13 protein-coding genes are annotated in these 17,588 nt (G+C 62.0%); 12 read left to right on the forward strand and 1 reads right to left on the reverse strand.

Annotated features, from left to right (window positions below; genetic code table 11):
* Positions 1–5: 5 nt before the first annotated feature.
* On the reverse strand, positions 6–3,623 hold the full coding sequence (locus ACYQ1A_RS05940; RefSeq protein ID WP_499360979.1) for a hypothetical protein: 3,618 nt from the start codon (positions 3,621–3,623) through the stop codon (positions 6–8).
* Between the two features lie 259 nt (positions 3,624–3,882).
* Between ACYQ1A_RS05940 and ACYQ1A_RS05945 the strand changes: the two genes are divergently transcribed.
* From ACYQ1A_RS05945 to phnX, 12 genes are all read left to right on the forward strand, one after another.
* Entirely contained in the window at positions 3,883–4,329 is a 447-nt protein-coding gene (locus ACYQ1A_RS05945) for a GNAT family N-acetyltransferase (RefSeq protein ID WP_062224711.1), read from the forward strand.
* A gap of 115 nt (positions 4,330–4,444) precedes the next feature.
* Positions 4,445–5,644, forward strand: coding sequence for a macrolide transporter subunit MacA (macA, locus tag ACYQ1A_RS05950; RefSeq protein WP_499360980.1), 1,200 nt, complete (start codon positions 4,445–4,447; stop codon positions 5,642–5,644).
* 2 nt (positions 5,645–5,646) lie between these two features.
* Positions 5,647–7,611: a macrolide ABC transporter ATP-binding protein/permease MacB gene (macB, locus tag ACYQ1A_RS05955; RefSeq protein ID WP_499360981.1), complete on the forward strand. Its 1,965-nt coding sequence runs from the start codon at positions 5,647–5,649 to the stop codon at positions 7,609–7,611.
* A gap of 43 nt (positions 7,612–7,654) precedes the next feature.
* The gene (locus ACYQ1A_RS05960) at positions 7,655–9,019 is read left to right on the forward strand and encodes an efflux transporter outer membrane subunit (protein WP_499360982.1); all 1,365 of its coding nucleotides are present in this window, start codon (positions 7,655–7,657) and stop codon (positions 9,017–9,019) included.
* A 197-nt stretch (positions 9,020–9,216) separates the two neighbouring features.
* Positions 9,217–10,161, forward strand: a complete 945-nt coding sequence (locus ACYQ1A_RS05965; protein WP_499360983.1) for an alpha/beta fold hydrolase — start codon at positions 9,217–9,219, stop codon at positions 10,159–10,161.
* Between the two features lie 44 nt (positions 10,162–10,205).
* Entirely contained in the window at positions 10,206–10,751 is a 546-nt protein-coding gene (locus ACYQ1A_RS05970) for a DUF2214 family protein (protein WP_499360984.1), read from the forward strand.
* Positions 10,752–11,046: 295 nt separating this feature from the next.
* On the forward strand, positions 11,047–12,054 hold the full coding sequence (locus ACYQ1A_RS05975; protein WP_499360985.1) for a putative 2-aminoethylphosphonate ABC transporter substrate-binding protein: 1,008 nt from the start codon (positions 11,047–11,049) through the stop codon (positions 12,052–12,054).
* A gap of 64 nt (positions 12,055–12,118) precedes the next feature.
* Positions 12,119–12,679 carry a phosphonate degradation HD-domain oxygenase gene (locus ACYQ1A_RS05980; RefSeq protein WP_062224272.1) on the forward strand — a complete coding sequence of 187 codons (561 nt, stop codon included), beginning with the start codon at positions 12,119–12,121 and terminating at the stop codon, positions 12,677–12,679.
* Between the two features lie 14 nt (positions 12,680–12,693).
* The gene (locus ACYQ1A_RS05985) at positions 12,694–13,797 is read left to right on the forward strand and encodes a putative 2-aminoethylphosphonate ABC transporter ATP-binding protein (RefSeq protein ID WP_499360986.1); all 1,104 of its coding nucleotides are present in this window, start codon (positions 12,694–12,696) and stop codon (positions 13,795–13,797) included.
* Entirely contained in the window at positions 13,794–15,491 is a 1,698-nt protein-coding gene (locus ACYQ1A_RS05990; protein WP_499360987.1) for a putative 2-aminoethylphosphonate ABC transporter permease subunit, read from the forward strand. The genes ACYQ1A_RS05985 and ACYQ1A_RS05990 overlap by 4 nt, the downstream gene beginning before the upstream one ends.
* A 103-nt stretch (positions 15,492–15,594) precedes the next feature.
* A complete protein-coding gene (locus tag ACYQ1A_RS05995; RefSeq protein ID WP_499360989.1) occupies positions 15,595–16,692 on the forward strand; it encodes a 2-aminoethylphosphonate--pyruvate transaminase in 1,098 nt (365 codons plus the stop codon).
* A 55-nt stretch (positions 16,693–16,747) separates the two neighbouring features.
* Positions 16,748–17,587, forward strand: a complete 840-nt coding sequence (gene phnX / locus ACYQ1A_RS06000; protein ID WP_499360990.1) for a phosphonoacetaldehyde hydrolase — start codon at positions 16,748–16,750, stop codon at positions 17,585–17,587.
* Position 17,588 lies beyond the last annotated feature (1 nt).

Consider the following 17,588-nt stretch of genomic DNA (forward strand, 5'->3'; position numbering starts at 1 on the left):
GCGCATCAATTGGCCGACATGGTCGGCGGCAACCAGAATTCGATCACGCCCGGGCGCGGCGACAGCACCGCAGGTAATTGCCGTGACACCGCCCCCGGATAGGCCGCCGCCAGCGCATCGGCACAGGCGGCATCGCTGGGCGCATACAAGAAGGTCGGCACGCTCCAGCGTTGCGGTGGCAGCGTGTCTTGCTTGAGCGCGGTGGTGGTGACGTTCTCGATGCCTGGGGTCCGGATGCCGGAGCCCGCCAGCCGGTTGATAAAGCGCAACGCCTTGCTGCGTTCGCTCTCGGCATAAATCTGCACAAACAAACGGATGGGCCGTAGCGACAGATTGCACGACACCACCACGCGGTCAAACGGCGCCGGTGCCGCCGTGGGGAGAGGCGTGGGCTGCGGTTGGATGACCACCACCGATTGCGACGCGCTTGTGGGCGCTGGCGTGGTCCTGCTGGCACTAGGGGCCGGCGCGGGCAGGGGCAACACCGCATCCGGCGCCACGCTGGCGACGTCTACCCGCTCGGTCAGCATCATGTGCAGCAGTTGGCTTAGCCATGCCTGTGCCCCGCCTATCCACGGCAGATTGCCCAGATCAAACGAGGCAGGCCGCGCAGTCTGATCGCCGCCGGTCACGCCGTACCAGTACTGGTGCCAGACCTCGCCCGGTTGCGCCCGGCCCGGCAGCGCCTTGAGCGTGGTGCAGCGGTCGTCTTGTGCGTGCTTGCTGCAAAACGCCGAGATGGCTTTTTCGATACTTTTAAGCGCCGCATCGGTGGCATCGCTGCGGCCAAAATCCTGCTGCATTTCACGCAGACGCGTAATGCGCACATTGATCGCCAGCGCGTCATCACAGGCACTGGCGCTGCATTTGTTCAGATCGCTTTGCACCTGGTCGTACAGCTTGAAGAAGTCCGCTGCCGCCTTGCTGTTGTCGGCATGTTGCTGATCCACGCCGTGCCACAAGGCCGCCAGCAACGACAAGCTGGCGGTGGCGCCCACGGTCCAGCGCAGCGCGGGCGTGGCGCGCTGGCGGCGGGCGAGGGCGGGGTCAACGCTGTCGGCGGCCGGGGCGCGCGCGGTTTCAACTTGCTGGATCGAGGTCTCGGCCGCCCAGCGCGGCAACTGCCAGATCAGTTCAGGCGTGATGGTCTGGCCCAGTATGCGGCCCAGGCAGTGATAGCTTTCCCACTGCGCCTCATCAAAGAACTGATCGTTAGTGCTTTGCTGCGGAAAATCCGGATTGCTGTCGGCGTAACCGATCAAATCAAAGTCCGGGTGCGGCGCGCGGCGCGGCTTGACCACCAGCAGCGCGCCTATGCGCGGCAACTCGCCATTGCGCTTGCAATAGCGGATGCGACCCAGCAAAAAATGTTCGGGTCCGGCTTCTTTGGTCAGCGTGCTGACGGTACCCACACTGGCCATAAATGCGTCGTGGTCGGGCCAGCGCTGCCGCAAGGCATCGGGGGCGAGGAATTCAATTTCCACGCCGTAATCAATACGGGCCTTGCGGATCAGGTTTTCCAGATCTTCAAACAAATACTCCGGATCAATACCGCAATCGGCCAGGATAATCACCGCCGGCCGCCGCTTGAGCAGGCTATAGACGCCGGTATTGTCAAAATGCCCGCCATCTGACAAATACCAGTGCGGGTCATTCAGGCCCGGAAAGCGCGCCAGGCATTCACCGCAAATGGCCCAGTATTTGGCAAAGCGGTGTTGCCAGCGCCGGGCGCGGCTGCGGTGGTCGGCATCCATCGCGGCATTCGGCGCGCGCAGGCGCGGTGACCAATAGCCCAGGCGCAATGCCGACAAAAAGAACAACGCGCTCAAACCACTGCGCGTGCGCGATCCCATGCCAGAACCTATGGCCGCGCCGGAAATCACCGTCCATTGCGCCAGCGTGGTGGCGGGCGGCAAGGCCGCAGCATCGGGAAACCGCGTGCCGGTTTCCACGCCCAGCCCGCTGACCGCCATGGCGATGCCTTTGCGGTCTGCGTTATAGCTGTCGGTGCGGTCGTCCACAGTTTGATTGATGCAACAGTTGATCAGATGAATCGGGCCGCCATGTTTATGCGGAGCGTACTGGCTCATCGGCGGATCGTCTCCGTCGACGAATTCGGAGATATTGCAAATCTGATCGGCAATGGTCGATGACACCGGGTCCAGCGGCGAGCCGGCGCGAAAGCGGCCGCCGACCCCGATATTGCCCAGCGAGATATACGCCCGCGCCATGCGCAAACGATAGAAGTAATGCAGCGAGGCCAGATTGGCATGTTCCAGATCGCGCCCGGTCAGGAGCATATAAATCAGCAACGGCACCAGTAGCACCAGCCAGCGCAGCAAGCCTTGCCATAAGGGGGGATCGGCTTGGGCCGGCAGCGTCCACGAAAAAAACAAAAAGAACTGCAGCGCCACTGACCAGAGCAACAAGATAAACAGCAACAGCGCAATGCCGACGTAATGTGCAATGCGCTCGAGCGGGATCGAAGCGCGGGTTTTGGCTTCGAGTGCTTGCTGGAATACCCGCACCGCCAGCAAAACGATGCTGCTGGTTGACGCACCGGTCAGCAATGACCAGCCGTGTTCGCTATTGGCCAGGCGAAATGCCAATTGCCAGCTGAGGGCATCCAGCCCACATGCCGCCAATAACAATCCGGCACCGTACAGGGCCCGGGTCAATCCCGCAGTGGCCCATTGTCGCAAGCCCGCGGGTGGCATCTGTTTGACGCGCAAATGGCAACTGGCCCAGGCCGCACTGAGCAAGCCCGATAACACGGCCAACAACACCAGACTGGTGAACACGCTGGGGCTGATCTGATAAACATCCATCGAACACGGAAACACCGCCGCCTGCGCGGCATCGCGGGCGCATTCGGCGGCATCGCCCAGCCCGTCCAGCACGGTGCCGCTGAGCGCGCCCACAAAGCATAAAACCAGCGCCGCCAGCGCCAGGGTCTGACGCGGGGTGCTGGTTTCGCTCTGGGAAAACCAGAACACGCCGATATGTTTGGCGAGGTAATACAACGCAATCGGCCACAGTAAAAACCAGCACGACGGCAGGGTGACATTGTGCAAGGTCAGCCATGGGGTGCGCGGGCTGATCTGCAGCAGGTTTTCCAGTGCGTGGGGCAGGGTGACGATGCCGGCCAACAGCAGCATCAACAAGGCGACTTCAAATTGCGTAGCGATAAAACCGCGCAAGCCGGTGGCAAAAAACAAAGCCTGATCGCGCGCGCCGCCCGGCATCAGATAACGGCCGTTGCTACGCAGCCACCACAGCAAGGTCGAGTCGTCGCGGCGCATGCCGGATTGCACTTCTTCGGCGTTGGACGTTTCGATATCGCCCGCTTGTGCGGCATGCACGCGCAAGCCAAACAAACGCCCGAACGCCGCGCCGATATAGCCGCCGCCCGAGACGGTGGACAAATAATCCACGTGTTCCAGCACGCGGTTTTTGGCCAGCGCGCGCAATAAACCAAAGCAGAACGTCGCGCTACGGATTCCGCCACCGGATAAGGCAACGCCCACCACCGGCCGCTGCTGATCCGCCACCCCGGCATGACGTCGCCGTTCGGCAATGACTTCATGTTCGAATTCCAGACCGGACGGCTCGGGATGTTCCATGCGCAGCGCTCCCACAAGACGGGATGGTGACGGGGGCGAGCGAGGGCGGCCGGTCTGCGGAGCAATTGCCGGATATGGCAGGAGTATATGTGGGGCAAGGCGGCTTGCAACCGACGACGTTTGAACGGACACGATGCCCGGCACAGCCGACGCAGGCGGCCCCGCCTGGGTTGCGCCGCATTTTGTTTATGCGCAGAAATCAGCGACGATAACGGCTGTCGCAACGCCCGCCTTCAACCCCTTTTTTAAAAGCCACGCCATGCTGCAGTTTTGCCCCGTTAGCGCCGCCGATGCCCCGGCACTGGCCGATTTGCGTGCCGCCGCCATGCGTCCCAGTCTTGAACGGGTCGGCCGCTTTGATCTGGCCCGTGCCCGCGCCCGTTTGCTCGATGGTTTTGACGCGGCGCGCACCACGGCCGTTGATTACGCGGGCCGACGCGTTGGCTTCTTTGTGCTGGATGCGCCGCTGGCTGATGGCAGCGTCTATATCCGCCATCTTTATCTCAGCCCGGAGGCATCGGGCCAGGGCATCGGTAGCCAGGTCATGCAGCATTTGTGCGCGGCAGCCGATGCGGGCGGCTATGCCTTGACGCTGGGCGCCTTGTTGGAAAGTGCGGCCAACCGCTTTTACCAACGCCACGGTTTTGTTGAAACGCATCGCGATACCTTCGATATCTATTACCGGCGCCCGCCTCACGTCGGTTGAATTGCGGTGCTGCCGCCGCTTATGTCTGCCTGTATCCATCGTTACCGCTGCGCGCGACGGTTTTGCGCGACTGCGGGTATGATCTTGCGGTCAATCGCTTGCCTGTCTCCTTCCGATGAAATTAAAAAATTCCAAAGTGCGCTGGCTGCTCGGCGCGCTCGTAGTGGTGGTGCTCGCGCTGTTCGCCAGGCATTTTTTCTTTAAACCCGCGCCGCCGCAGTACCTGAGCACGCCGGTCACCCGCATGGATCTGGAAGACACCGTGCTGGCCAGCGGCACCATCAAGCCGGTGAAACAGGTCAGTGTGGGCGCGCAGGTAAATGGTCAGCTCAAGTCGCTCAAGGTGGCGCTCGGCGACCGCGTCAAAAAAGGTCAGTTGCTGGCCGAAATCGACCCGGTGCTGCAAGAAAACGATCTGCGCAAAGCCGAGGCCGCGCTGGCCAATGTGCAAGCGCAAAAGGCGTCCAAGCAGGCCTTGCTGGCGCAATACCAACTGACCTTGACCCGCCAGCAAACCATGTTCGGCCAGGACGCCAGCGCCAAAGCCGATCTGGAATCTGCGCAAGCGCAAGTGGATTCGACCAAAGCGGACCTGGCGTCACTGGATGCGCAAATCCGCGAATCGGCCGTCGAAGTCGATACCGCCAAAGCCAACCTCGGTTACACCCGCATCACGGCGCCCATGGATGGCGAAATCATTTCCATCGTCACGCAAGAAGGCCAGACCGTGGTGTCGGCCCAAAGCGCGCCGACCATACTGATCATGGCCAATCTGGACACCATGACCATCAAAGCCCAGGTCTCCGAAGCCGATGTGGTACGGGTGAAAGCGGGTCAGCCGGTGTATTTCACCATCCTCGGCGCGGCGGACAAGAAGTTCTCCAGCACCTTGCGCGCGGTTGAACCGGCGCCGGAAAGCATCAGCACCGAAAGCTCGACCACCACCACGACCAGCACCAGCACCACCACGGCGGTGTACTACAACGGCCTGTTTGATGTGCCCAACCCCGGCCATGTGCTCAAGACCGATATGACGGCGCAGGTCTCCATCGTGCAGGGCGCAGTCAAGCAGGTGCTGGCGGTGCCGGTCACGGCGCTGGGGCAGAAGGCGGCAGATGGTTCGTACACCGTGCGCGTGGTGGGGCCGGATGGTCATGCGCAGCCGCGCAAGATCACCACGGGCCTGAACAACAACGTCAATGTGCAAGTGCTGAGCGGCCTGGCATTGGGCGACAAGGTGGTGGTGGGCGATTCCACCCAGGTGAAGCCGGCCAGTGAAGAAGATCAACATCGCGGCCCGCCGCCGGGGCATTGAGCATGAGCCAGGCACCCAAGCCCTTATTACAGCTGTCCGGGCTGGAGCGGCGTTTTCCGGCAGGCGAAGAAGAAGTTCGCGTGCTCAAAGACGTCAATCTGACCATCCACGCTGGCGAGATGGTGGCGATCGTCGGCCAGTCCGGTTCGGGCAAATCCACGCTGATGAACATCCTCGGCTGCCTGGACCGGCCCTCCAGCGGCAGCTACAAAGTGGACGGCCGGGAAACCCGCGAGCTGGAAGGCGACGAGCTGGCCACGCTGCGGCGCGAATATTTTGGTTTTATCTTTCAGCGTTATCACTTGCTGCCGCATTTGAGCGCGGAAGAAAACGTCGAAATCCCCGCGGTCTATGCCGGGGCCGACAAGCAGCAACGGCGCGCGCGCGCGCGGTCTTTGCTGGGCCGACTGGGTCTGGATAATCGCACCTTGCATCGGCCCAGCCAGTTGTCGGGCGGCCAGCAACAGCGGGTGAGTATCGCGCGTGCCTTGATGAACGGCGGTGACGTGATTCTGGCGGATGAGCCGACCGGGGCGCTGGATAGCCACAGCGGCGAAGAAGTCATGAACATCCTGCGCGAGCTGCATCAGCGCGGCCATACCGTCATCATCGTCACGCACGATATGCAGGTGGCCAGCAATGCCCAGCGCATTATTGAACTGCATGACGGCGCGGTCATATCGGATCGGCCCAACGGGGTGCAAACGCCGGACCAGACCACCTTGCTGGATGCCAAACCCAGTGCCATGCAGGCCTTGTGGCAAGCCGCCTGGGGCCGCTTTGGCGAGGCCTTCAAGATGGCGTGGATTGCCATGGCATCGCACCGCATGCGCACTTTGCTGACCATGCTTGGCATCATCATCGGCATTACTTCGGTGGTGTCGATTGTGGCGCTGGGGCAGGGCGCACGGCAGAAGGTCATCAATGACATCAGCTCCATCGGCACCAACACTATCGATATCGTGCCCGGCAACGGCTGGGGCGACGACCGCGCCAGCACCATCCACACCCTGGGCGTGAATGATTTGAGCGTGCTGCAACAGCAGTTCTATATCGATAGCGCCACGCCCGGCGTCAGCGGCAGCGTGATTTTGCGCTATGGCAACGTCAAGGCTTCGGCCTCGGTCAGCGGCGTGGGCGAACAGTATTTCCGCGTGCGGGATATCGAGATGGCGGAGGGCCAGGCGTTCTCGACGGCCGATGTGCATCGTCAGGCGCAGAGCGTGGTGATCGACGACAACACGCGCAACAAGCTGTTCAAGACCTGGGAACAACCGGTAGGCAAAGTGATTTTTCTTGGCGGCATGCCCGCCACGGTGGTGGCCGTGGCCAAGAAAAAAGAAAGCGCCTTTGGCAATAACACCAGCCTGGAAGTCTATCTGCCCTACACCACGGCGATGGGGCGTTTGCTGGGCCAGACCTACTTCAACAGCATTACGGTGCGAGTGCGTGACGGCATGCCCAACGATATTGCCGAAGCCAGCCTCACCCGGCTGCTGACGCTGCGCCATGGCACCAAGGATTTCTACACCAACAGCAGCGACAGCATTCTTAAAACCGTGGAGAAAACCACAGCCACGCTGACTTTGCTGATCTCGGCCATCGCGGTCATTTCGCTGGTGGTGGGCGGCATCGGGGTGATGAATATCATGCTGGTGTCGGTAACCGAGCGCACCCATGAAATCGGCATCCGCATGGCGGTGGGCGCGCGGCAGAACGACATCATGCAGCAGTTTCTGATCGAGGCCGTGCTGGTGTGTCTGATCGGCGGCATGATCGGCGTGGTGCTGTCATTTGGCATCGGCGTGGTGTTTTCGATGTTTGTGAAATCCATGTCGATGCAGTTTTCGATCTTTTCGATTGTGGCGGCGTGCGTGTGCTCCACCTTGATCGGCGTGATCTTCGGCTATCTGCCCGCGCGCAATGCGGCACGGCTTGATCCGATCCAGGCGCTGGCGCGTGAATAAACGGCGGCCGCTCGACATGCGTTATTTATCAGGTTGTCGTGTTATGAAAACTTCGTTTCTTGCGCTGGCGCTGGTGGCCGGCGGCGTATTGAGCGGCTGCGGTAGCGCGCTGCAAACGCAATATCACACGCCCGCAGCCAGCATGCCGGCGCAGTGGTCGGGCGCGGTCGATGCGGTCAGTCCCAACCGCAGCGCGTGGTGGCACGCGTTTAATGATCCGCAACTGGACGCGCTGATCGAACGGGCGCTGGCCAGCAATAACGATCTGGCCGTTGCTGGCTGGAAAGTGCGGCAGGCGCGGCTGCAGGCTGGTTTGACCGATACCAATCTGACGCCCACGGTCACCGTCGGCGCCAACGGCAGCATCGAAAAGCCGCTTGATGGCGGCGCCAGTACGCGCGCTTATGGCGTGACCGGCTCGCTCAGTTATGAAATAGATCTGTGGGGCAAGCTGGCCCGGCAACGCGATGTGACGCAATGGGAAGCCACCGCCACCGAGCTGGATCGGCAAAACACCGCGCTGACGCTGGTCGGCACCACCGCCGACTTGTACTGGCAGATTGCTTATTTAAACCAGCGCATTACCTCGACCGAGCAAAGCATCGCCTATGCCGAGCGCACGCTGGCGCTGGTCAGAACCCAGCATGCAGCGGGGGCGTCCAGCGGGCTGGATGAGGTGCAATCGGCGCAAGCGCTGGCCACGCAACGTGCTGGCCTGGCTACGCTGCTGCAGCAGCGCGAAGAAGCGCGCAATGCGCTGGCTATCCTGTTTGATCAAGCCCCGGAACACCGCAGCGCCGAACTGGCGCAGCTGCCGCTGGGCGCGCTGCCTGCGGTGCCAGCGGGTGTGCCCGCCGATGTGCTGGCGCGGCGCCCCGATCTGCAAGCGGCCGAGGCGCGCCTGCGCGAAAGCCTGGCCAATGTGGATTACACCCGGGCCAGCTTTTATCCAGCGTTTACGCTCACCGGCAGCGTCGGCACCAGTAGCACATCGCTGTCGAATGTATTGCGCGATCCGCTCGGCACATTGGGCGCGGGCCTGACGCTGCCGTTTGTGCAATGGAACACCACGCAACTGACGATCAAGGTCTCGCAAGCGCAGTACCAACAAGCTGTGGTCAGCTTCCGCCAGACCTTGTATTCCGCGCTGGCCGATGTCGAGAACACCTTGTCGGCGCGCACGCAATATCTGCAGGAACAAACGCAACGCCAACTGGCCTTTGATTACGCCGTGCGCGCGGAAAAACTCAGCGAAACGCGTTATCGCGTGGGTCAGACCGGTGTGAAAGATTGGCTTGATCAACAGGAAGCACGCCGCACTGCCGATTTGTCGCTGGCGGAAAATCGCTATAACCAGTTGTTGAATTTGATGAAATTGTATCAATCCGTCGGCGGCCAGGCGCTGTAAGGCAGGGTGGGGCAGGTGCCGTGTAAGAACCGGCCCACAGCGCTAACAGCGCGGCGGGGGCTGCAAACTGTGGCGTAGTGTGTGAATTTTTGGGCCAGTAGCGCAACGCGCTGGCCCAATTTTCTCAAGAACGATATTTTTGAGAAATACGGCTTTCGACCAAAGTCAGCTGCCCGCAACCACACACCGACGCCACCATGCCCCGTGCCCAGCTCAACCCGATCGAACTCGAATATCAAACCTTTGGCGATGCCAGCGATCCGCCCGTCTTGCTGATCATGGGGCTGGGCATGCAATTGCTGGGCTGGCCCGAGGAGTTCTGCCGCAATCTGGCCCGAGCGGGCTATTTTGTAATTCGCTACGACAATCGCGATGTCGGTCTATCCAGCAAACTTGAGCATCTGGGGCGTCCGCCGCTGCTGCTGAATATGCTGCGCCACAGTCTGGGCTGGAAAATTCCCGCGCCCTACACCTTGGACGATATGGCCGAAGACGCGATCGGCTTGCTCGACGCGCTGGGCATTGCGCGCGCGCATATTGTGGGCGCATCCATGGGCGGGATGATTGCGCAACTGCTGGTCACCCATGCGCCGGAGCGTGCTTTGTCGCTGACCAGCATCATGAGCAGCACCAGCGCACCGGGCTTGCCCGGCCCCAGCGTCGCTGCACGCGCCTGTTTGACGCGTCGGCCGCCGCGCAAAGCTTATCTGCCGGAGCAACGCGAACTGATGGTCGAGTTCATGCTCAACAATCTGCGCGTGCTGCAAAGCCCGGGCTTTCCCATGGGCGACGACATCGCCGCCGCGCGCATCCGCGAATCGCTGGATCGCTCGCTCTATCCGGCCGGTGTGCTGCGGCAATTGCTGGCGGTGGTGTCGGCGCCGGACCGGAGTTCGCTGTTACAACAAATCACTACGCCGACGTTGGTGGTCCACGGCGTGGACGATCCACTGATCCCGCTGGCGGCGGGCAAAGACACGGCCGATAAAATTCCCGGTGCACGATTTGTGGCGGTGCATGGCATGGCGCATGATCTGGCGCCCGGGGTCTGCACCCGGCTGGAAGCGCTGCTGCCGCCGCATTTTGCTGCCGCCGAAGCAGCGGCCGCGGCGCAGGCGACGCTGGTCGAGACAGTGGGCTAAGCACGGCGCGGCACTGACGGCGTGGTGCGTGGCACGAGCGCCGCGTGCCCGCGCTGCGGCGCGGTGTGGGGCACGGCAGCCAGCAAGGGCGCTGCCCATGGACTAACCTCGATGGAAACCCATGCCGAGCACATCCCATGATTGAACGCTGGCTCCTCGCCGCCCTGCATCTGCTGGCCTTCGGCTTTGCCCTGGCCGCTATCCGTAACCGCGCCAGGGCGCTGCGCCAACCCATCCCGCTGTTTGACCCGGGCGATATCCTGCGCCAGGACATGCTGTGGGGCCTCACCGCACTGGTCCTGCTGCTCACCGGCCTTTGGCGCGCTTTCGGTGGCGTGGAGAAGGGCGCGGCCTATTATCTGCACCAGCCGTTCTTTCACCTCAAAATGACCTGCCTCGCGCTTATTCTCATTCTGGAAGCGTGGCCCATGCGCGCGCTGATCAAATGGCGCCTGGCCCGCAGCAAAGACCCCAGCGCCCCGCTGCCCGAAGCCCGCCAATTGGCCATCATCAGCGATGTGCAATTGTTGTTGCTGCTGTTGATGGTGCTGGCGGCAACAGCCATGGCACGCGGTGTGACGATGGGCTAGCGGCGGCATCTGCCGCAGTACCCACACGGCGGGCCCGGAGCGGGGCGCCGCGTTGGGCCGGTCAGGGACTTCGCTGCGTTGCCTGGCCTGAATGCAACCGCTCGCAGGGTGGCTGCCGATCACCGCGTATATCGCGGCCCGCGCCCGCCTTCGGCGCGCCAAGCGCTCAGCCAGGCAGACGGTTTTGCGCCACCGCCGCCGCACTCTTGCTGGAAAGGTCTAGACGTTCATATCGTTGTAACGTGCCGGCCGCATTATCGCCTCGAACCAAACCACTACATCGAGGATCACGGAAATGCTGCCACGCCTGTTTGCCGCCGCCCTTGCACTAAGCGCCACTGCCGCCTGGGCCGACACCACCTTGACCGTCTACACCGCGCTGGAGGCCGATCAGGTCAAGGCGTATCAAGACAAGTTCGAGCAAGAAAACCCGGGCCTGCATATCAACTGGGTGCGTGATTCCACCGGCGTCATCACCGCGCGTTTGCTGGCCGAAAAGGCCAATCCCAAGGCCGATGTGGTGATGGGCCTGGCCGCGTCTTCGCTGTTGATCCTGGATAAAGAAGGCATGCTGCAGCCTTATGCGCCCAAGGGTGTGGACAAGCTGACCAGATCGTACGTCGACAGCAAAAATCCGCCGGCTTGGGCCGGTATGGACGTGTGGGGCGCAACGGTCTGTTTCAACACCGTCGAGGCCGGCAAGCTGGGTTTGAAGAAGCCGGAATCGTGGAAGGATCTGCTCAAGCCCGAGTTCAAAGGCAAGATTGTGATGCCGAACCCGGCTTCCAGCGGCACCGGTTATTTTGACGTGACCGCATGGCTGAAGATTTTTGGCGAAAAGGGCGGCTGGGATTACATGGATGGTCTGCATCAGAACATCGCCCAGTACGAACACTCGGGCAGCAAGCCGTGCAAGCAAGTAGCGGCGGGCGAATATCCGGTGGGTATTTCGTTTGAATATCGCGCGGCCACGCTCAAGAAAGGCGGCGCGCCGATTGATCTGGTGTTCCCGAAAGAAGGCCTGGGCTGGGATCTGGAAGCTACCGGCATCATGAAGGGCAGCAAAAACCTCGACGCCGCCAGAAAGCTGGCCGACTGGTCCGCTTCGCTATCGGCCAACCAGTTGTATGAAAAGAACTTTGCCGTGGTCGCCATCCCCGGCGTGGCCAAGCCCATCGAATTTATTCCTGCCAATTACGAGCAAATGCTGATCAAGCAGGATCTGGGCTGGTCCGCCAGCAACCGTGATCGCATCCTCGCGGAATGGACCAAGCGTTACGACAGCAAGTCCGAGCCGAAATAAGCCTTGCCCGCACGGCGCGCGCATCCGTTCGGGCTGTGCGCGCTGTGTTTTGCTGGATGTCCTTATGCCTTACTCCCTTGCCGATCTACACGCCCTGTATGCCCATCAGGGTGATGAGCAGTATGGCGGCGAAGCCGTGTCGCAATGCGAGCACGCCTTGCAATGCGCCTGGTTTGCCGAGCAGGACGGCGCGCCCGAACACCTGGTGATTGCCGCCTTACTGCATGACGTGGGCCATCTGCTGGCCGGGCAGCAGGAAGACGATATCGCCCACGGCATCGATGACCGGCATGAGGCCGTCGCCATGGCTGCGCTAAAGCCCTTGTTTGCTGAGAACGTGCTGGCGCCGATTGCCCTGCATGTGGCGGCCAAGCGTTATCTGTGCACGGTGCAGGCGGATTATTGCGCCAGTTTGTCCGCCGCCTCGCGCCAGTCGCTGGCCTTGCAGGGCGGACCGATGCAGGCCAGCGAGGCGCTGCGCTTTGCCAGCAACCCGTATGCCGCCGCCGCGATTGCGCTGCGTACTTACGATGACCGGGCCAAGATTCCGCAACTGGCCACGCCCACCCTTGACCATTATTTTGCCCGCGCGCATGCCCTCAGTGTGCGCGCTGGCTTGCGCTAAGCCAGGAGCCGTACATGCGATCTGACCCGGTCATTCATCTGACGCCAGCGGCCGCGCTGGCGCTGAGTGGGGTATCCAAACGCTTTGGCGATTTCACTGCCTTGCACGAGATCGAACTCAATGTTCATAAAGGCGAATTCGTCTGTTTGCTGGGGCCTTCGGGCTGCGGCAAGACCACGCTGTTGCGCATTATTGCCGGGCTGGACAGCGCCGACCGTGGCCGCATAGACATGCATGGCCAGGACGTCACGCGCATGCCGCCGGCCAAACGCGATTACGGCATTGTGTTCCAGTCCTATGCGCTGTTTCCCAATCTGACCGTGACGCAAAATATCGCGTACGGGCTTAAAGGGCGTCGCCAGGACCGGCGTCAGCGCGTCAGCGAATTACTGCAGTTGATTGGCCTGGCTGGCATTGAAGCGCGTTATCCCAATCAGCTGTCCGGCGGCCAGCAACAACGGGTGGCCTTGGCACGCGCGCTTGCCACCGCCCCCGGCTTGCTGTTGCTGGACGAACCGTTGTCAGCGCTGGATGCACAAGTGCGCGAACATCTGCGCCGCGAAATTCGCAGCCTGCAACAGCGGCTTGGCATTACCACCATCATGGTGACGCACGACCAGGAGGAAGCGCTGACCATGGCCGACCGGATAGTGGTGATGAACCACGGCGTGATCGAACAAATCGGCACGCCCGAACAGATTTACGCCAGCCCACGCAGCCGCTTTGTGGCTGAATTCGTCGGCCGTGCCAACTGGCTGCCGGGCGTGGCGGAGGCGGGGCATTGCGTGCGGGTGGGCGATGTCAGTCTGCAACTGGCCGATTCCGCGGTGATGCAGCCCGGCCAGGCGCTACAGCTGTTTATCCGGCCCGAGGCCATCAGTGTTACGCCGCGCTGGCAGGGCGGCAGCAATACCGTGCTGGCGCAATTGCTCAGCCAGGAATTGCTGGGCGGATTTTGTCGCTTGACGCTCAGCGTGCCCGCGATGGGCAACCTCAATCTGATCGCGGATGTGAGCCGTCCGGCGCTGGCGCAACTCAAGCTCGACGCCGGCCAACGCGTGCCGCTTACTTTGGCCGCGTCGGCATTACGCGTGTTTGTTGACGGGGCCACCGCATGAATCTGTCCCTGCTGCTTTGGCGCGGCAGCCAGCCGCGCGCGCGCACCGACCACGTGGCTGGCGCGCTGACGTGGTTGTCGGCCTTGTTGTTGCTGGTGTTTCTGGCCTTGCCGCTGTTGGCGATGCTGGGCAAAGCCTTGTGCGACAAGTCGGAGCAATGGGTGGGCCTGGCCAACTTTGCCGGCCTGCTCTCGCCGCGCTCCATCTTTTTGCTGGGCAATAGCCTGAGCGTGGCTGTGCTCAGCACGCTGCTGACCGTGCCACTGGCCTTTGTATTTGCCGCTGCGCTCACTCGCAGCTGTATGCCAGCGCGGCCTTTGTTCCGCATGTTGGCGCTGATTCCGCTGCTGGCACCGTCATTGCTGCCCGGCATTTCGCTGATCTATCTGTTCGGCAACCAGGGTTTGCTCAAAGCCTGGTTCGCCGGCGCCGGGCTGTCGATTTACGGGCCTTGGGGCATCGTACTGGGCGAGATGTTCTACACCTTTCCGCACGCCTTGATGATCTTGCTGACCGCCTTGTCGCTGGCCGATGCGCGTCTGTACGAAGCCGCCACCGCCCTCGGTGCAGGCCGGGTGCGGCAGTTCATGACGGTGACTTTGCCGTCGGCGCGCTACGGGCTGATTTCGGCGGCGATGCTGGTGTTTACCCTGGTGATTACTGACTTTGGCGTGCCCACCATCGTTGGCGGTCGCTACGACGTGCTGGCGGTCGAGATCTACAAACAAGTCATCGGGCAGCAGAATTTTGCGCGCGGCGCGGTGTACGGCATTTGTCTGTTGATGCCTGCGGTATTGAGCTGGTTGCTGGATCGGCATGTGCAGCGCAAGCAGCAAGCCATGCTGAGCGCCCGCGCCCAACCTTGGCAGCCCCAACGCCAGCCGGTGCGCGACGCCTTGGCCTTGCTGGTATGTGTGCTGGTGGCGTTGTGGCTGCTGGGCATGCTGGGCGTTTCGGTGGCCGCTGCGTTTATCAAACAATGGCCGTACAACCTGAGCCTGACGCTGGCGCATTTTGATTTTGACAATATGGATGGCGGCGGCTGGCAAGCCTGGCGCAATAGTCTGCGCCTGGCCGGTGGTGCCGCCGTGGTGGGTGGGGTGGTGGCCTTTATCGGGGCCTATTGGGTGGAAAAAAGCCGCGCCGCAGCGCTGGGCCGCGCCACCATCAATATGTTGGCGATCTTGCCGATGGCCGTGCCCGGTCTGGTGCTGGGCCTGGGCTACATCTTTTTCTTTAATGCGCCGGGCAATCCGCTCAATCTGTTGTACGGCACCATGACGCTGCTGGTGCTGTGCACGGTGGTGCATTACTACAGCACGGCGCATCTGACCGCGCTCACCGCGCTCAAACAACTCGACGGCGAATTTGAACACGTTGCCGCCTCGCTCAAGGTGCCGTTCTGGACCACCCTGCGCCGCGTAACCGTGCCGATCTGCTTGCCTGCGCTGCTCGATATTGCGCGTTATTACTTTGTGTCGGGCATGACCACGCTCAGTGCGGTGATCTTTCTGTACACCCCGCAAACCGTGCTGTCGGCGGTGGCGGTGCTGAATATGGATGACGCGGGCGATACCGCGGCCGCCGCCGCCATGGCCAGCCTGATTGTGGCCACCTCGGTCGCGGTTTGCATCGTGTCTGGTGGGGTGTCGTGGTGGGCTTTGCAGCGGACCCAAGGCTGGCGCCAACGCTGATTTCCAGCCTGATCCTCATGATTCCGGACCGGCGTGCCGCGGTGTGCCGGTGATCTTCAAACTGTTTTTTTGCTTCGATTTCGTCCAGACGTTCGGGAGATATATGCGCGAACCCATCCTGTTAACCCCAGGCCCACTCACCACCACGCTCAAAACCAAAACGGCCATGTTGTCGGATTGGGGCTCGTGGGATGCCGCCTTTAATGAACTGACTGCCAGCGTTTGTGCCGATTTGCTGGCGATTGCGCATGCCGAGGAAGACCACGTCTGTGTGCCGCTGCAAGGCTCGGGCACGTTTGCGGTCGAGGCCGCCATCGGCACGCTGTTGCCGCGGCAGGGCAAATTACTGGTACTGGTGAATGGCGCTTATGGCAAGCGTATGGCGCGCGCGGTCGAGGTGATGGGGCGGGCAGTGGCGGTGCTGGAATTTGCCGAAGACCAGGCGGTAGACGCGGCCGCCGTGGCCAGGCGGCTGGCACAAGAGCCTGCGATTACCCATGTCGGCGTTATCCACTGCGAAACCAGCACCGGCGTGCTCAACCCTTTGGCCGAGATTGCCAGCGTGGTCGCGGCGCAAGGCAGACGGTTGATTATTGATGCGATGTCGAGCTTTGGCGCGCTTGCTATCGATGCGCGCAGCGTACCGTTTGATGCACTGGTGGCGTCCAGCAACAAGTGTCTGGAAGGCGTGCCCGGCATGGGCATCATCATCGCCCGGCGTTCCGCCCTGGTGGAAAGCCTGGGTAACAGTCATTCGCTGTCCATGGATTTGCATGATCAGTACGTGTACATGCAAAAGACCGGCCAGTGGCGCTTTACCCCGCCCACCCATGTGGTGGCGGCATTGCGCGCCGCGCTGGATCAATACCATGCCGACGGTGGCCAACCGGCGCGTCTGGCGCGCTATCAAGCCAACTACGAGATGTTGGTCAGCGGGCTGGCGCGGCTGGGTTTGCGTACTTTTCTCGCCCGCCAGGATCAGGCCCCCATCATCGTGACCTTTCATGCCCCGGCACATCGCGACTATCACTTTCGCGCTTTGTATGAAGCGGTGCGCGAGCGCGGCTTTGTGCTGTATCCAGGCAAGCTCACTCAGGTCGAAACCTTCCGCGTGGGCTGCATCGGCGCCATCAACGAAGCAGAAATCGGCCAGGCCGTGGCCGCTATCGGCGAAGGGTTAAACCAGTTGGGCTGGCTGTAACGCGCGGACAACGTTTCATATCGTTTTCATATATGCGGTTTAACCTGAGGCCATCATGAATATTGCACATCCAACCAATGCGTCCATCGCGTGCCAGGTGCAGGCGGTCATTTTTGACTGGGCTGGCACCATCGTCGATTTCGGCTCGTTTGCGCCGACGCAAGTGCTGGTCGAAGCCTTTGCCGGCTTTGATATCGAACTGACGCTGGACGAAGCGCGCGGCCCGATGGGTGTGGGCAAGTGGCAGCATATCGAGGCGCTGGCCGCGCACCCGGCAATTGCCCCACGTTGGCAAAAACGCTTTGGACGCCCGCTGTGCGCGGAGGATGTCGACGCGCTGTACCAGGCGTTTATGCCCTTGCAGATTGCCCGGGTCGGCCATTATTCGTGGCCCATTCCCGGCGCACTGGAGATGGTGGAACGCTTGCGCGCGGCCGGTGTGCGCATCGGTTCTTGCTCCGGCTATCCACGCCAGGTGATGAACGCCCTGCTGCCGCTGGCGCGAGAACGCGGCTACGTGCCAGATACCGCCATTGCCGCCGATGATCTGGCCGCCGGTGGCCGTCCCGGCCCTTGGATGGCGCTGGCCAGTGTGCTGGAACTGGGCGTCGATGAAGTTGCTGCCTGCGTCAAAGTGGACGATACCGTGCCTGGCATTGCAGAAGGTATACGCGCCGGCATGTGGACGGTGGGTTTGTCGGCCAGCGGCAACGAAGTCGGCCTGACGTTTGAGCAGTGGCAGGCGCTCAGCCCGGCCGAGCAACTGGCGCGCACCGCGCCTGCTGAACAAAAGCTGCGTGATGCCGGTGCGCATTATGTGATTGATACCGTGGCGGATTTGTGGCCGGTGCTGCAAGACATCGCCTGGCGTCGCAGCCGCGGAGAGCGTCCGTGAA

The organism is Silvimonas sp. JCM 19000 (assembly GCF_054652575.1).

Bases quoted from the DNA above. Each gene is read 5' to 3' on its own strand.
- ACYQ1A_RS05940 (WP_499360979.1), bottom strand. From the start codon at position 3,623: ATGGAACATCCCGAGCCGTCCGGTCTGGAATTCGAACATGAAGTCATT.
- ACYQ1A_RS05945 (WP_062224711.1), top strand. From the start codon at position 3,883: ATGCTGCAGTTTTGCCCCGTTAGCGCCGCCGATGCCCCGGCACTGGCC.
- macA (WP_499360980.1), top strand. From the start codon at position 4,445: ATGAAATTAAAAAATTCCAAAGTGCGCTGGCTGCTCGGCGCGCTCGTA.
- macB (WP_499360981.1), top strand. From the start codon at position 5,647: ATGAGCCAGGCACCCAAGCCCTTATTACAGCTGTCCGGGCTGGAGCGG.
- ACYQ1A_RS05960 (WP_499360982.1), top strand. From the start codon at position 7,655: ATGAAAACTTCGTTTCTTGCGCTGGCGCTGGTGGCCGGCGGCGTATTG.
- ACYQ1A_RS05965 (WP_499360983.1), top strand. From the start codon at position 9,217: ATGCCCCGTGCCCAGCTCAACCCGATCGAACTCGAATATCAAACCTTT.
- ACYQ1A_RS05975 (WP_499360985.1), top strand. From the start codon at position 11,047: ATGCTGCCACGCCTGTTTGCCGCCGCCCTTGCACTAAGCGCCACTGCC.
- ACYQ1A_RS05980 (WP_062224272.1), top strand. From the start codon at position 12,119: ATGCCTTACTCCCTTGCCGATCTACACGCCCTGTATGCCCATCAGGGT.
- ACYQ1A_RS05985 (WP_499360986.1), top strand. From the start codon at position 12,694: ATGCGATCTGACCCGGTCATTCATCTGACGCCAGCGGCCGCGCTGGCG.
- ACYQ1A_RS05990 (WP_499360987.1), top strand. From the start codon at position 13,794: ATGAATCTGTCCCTGCTGCTTTGGCGCGGCAGCCAGCCGCGCGCGCGC.
- ACYQ1A_RS05995 (WP_499360989.1), top strand. From the start codon at position 15,595: ATGCGCGAACCCATCCTGTTAACCCCAGGCCCACTCACCACCACGCTC.
- phnX (WP_499360990.1), top strand. From the start codon at position 16,748: ATGAATATTGCACATCCAACCAATGCGTCCATCGCGTGCCAGGTGCAG.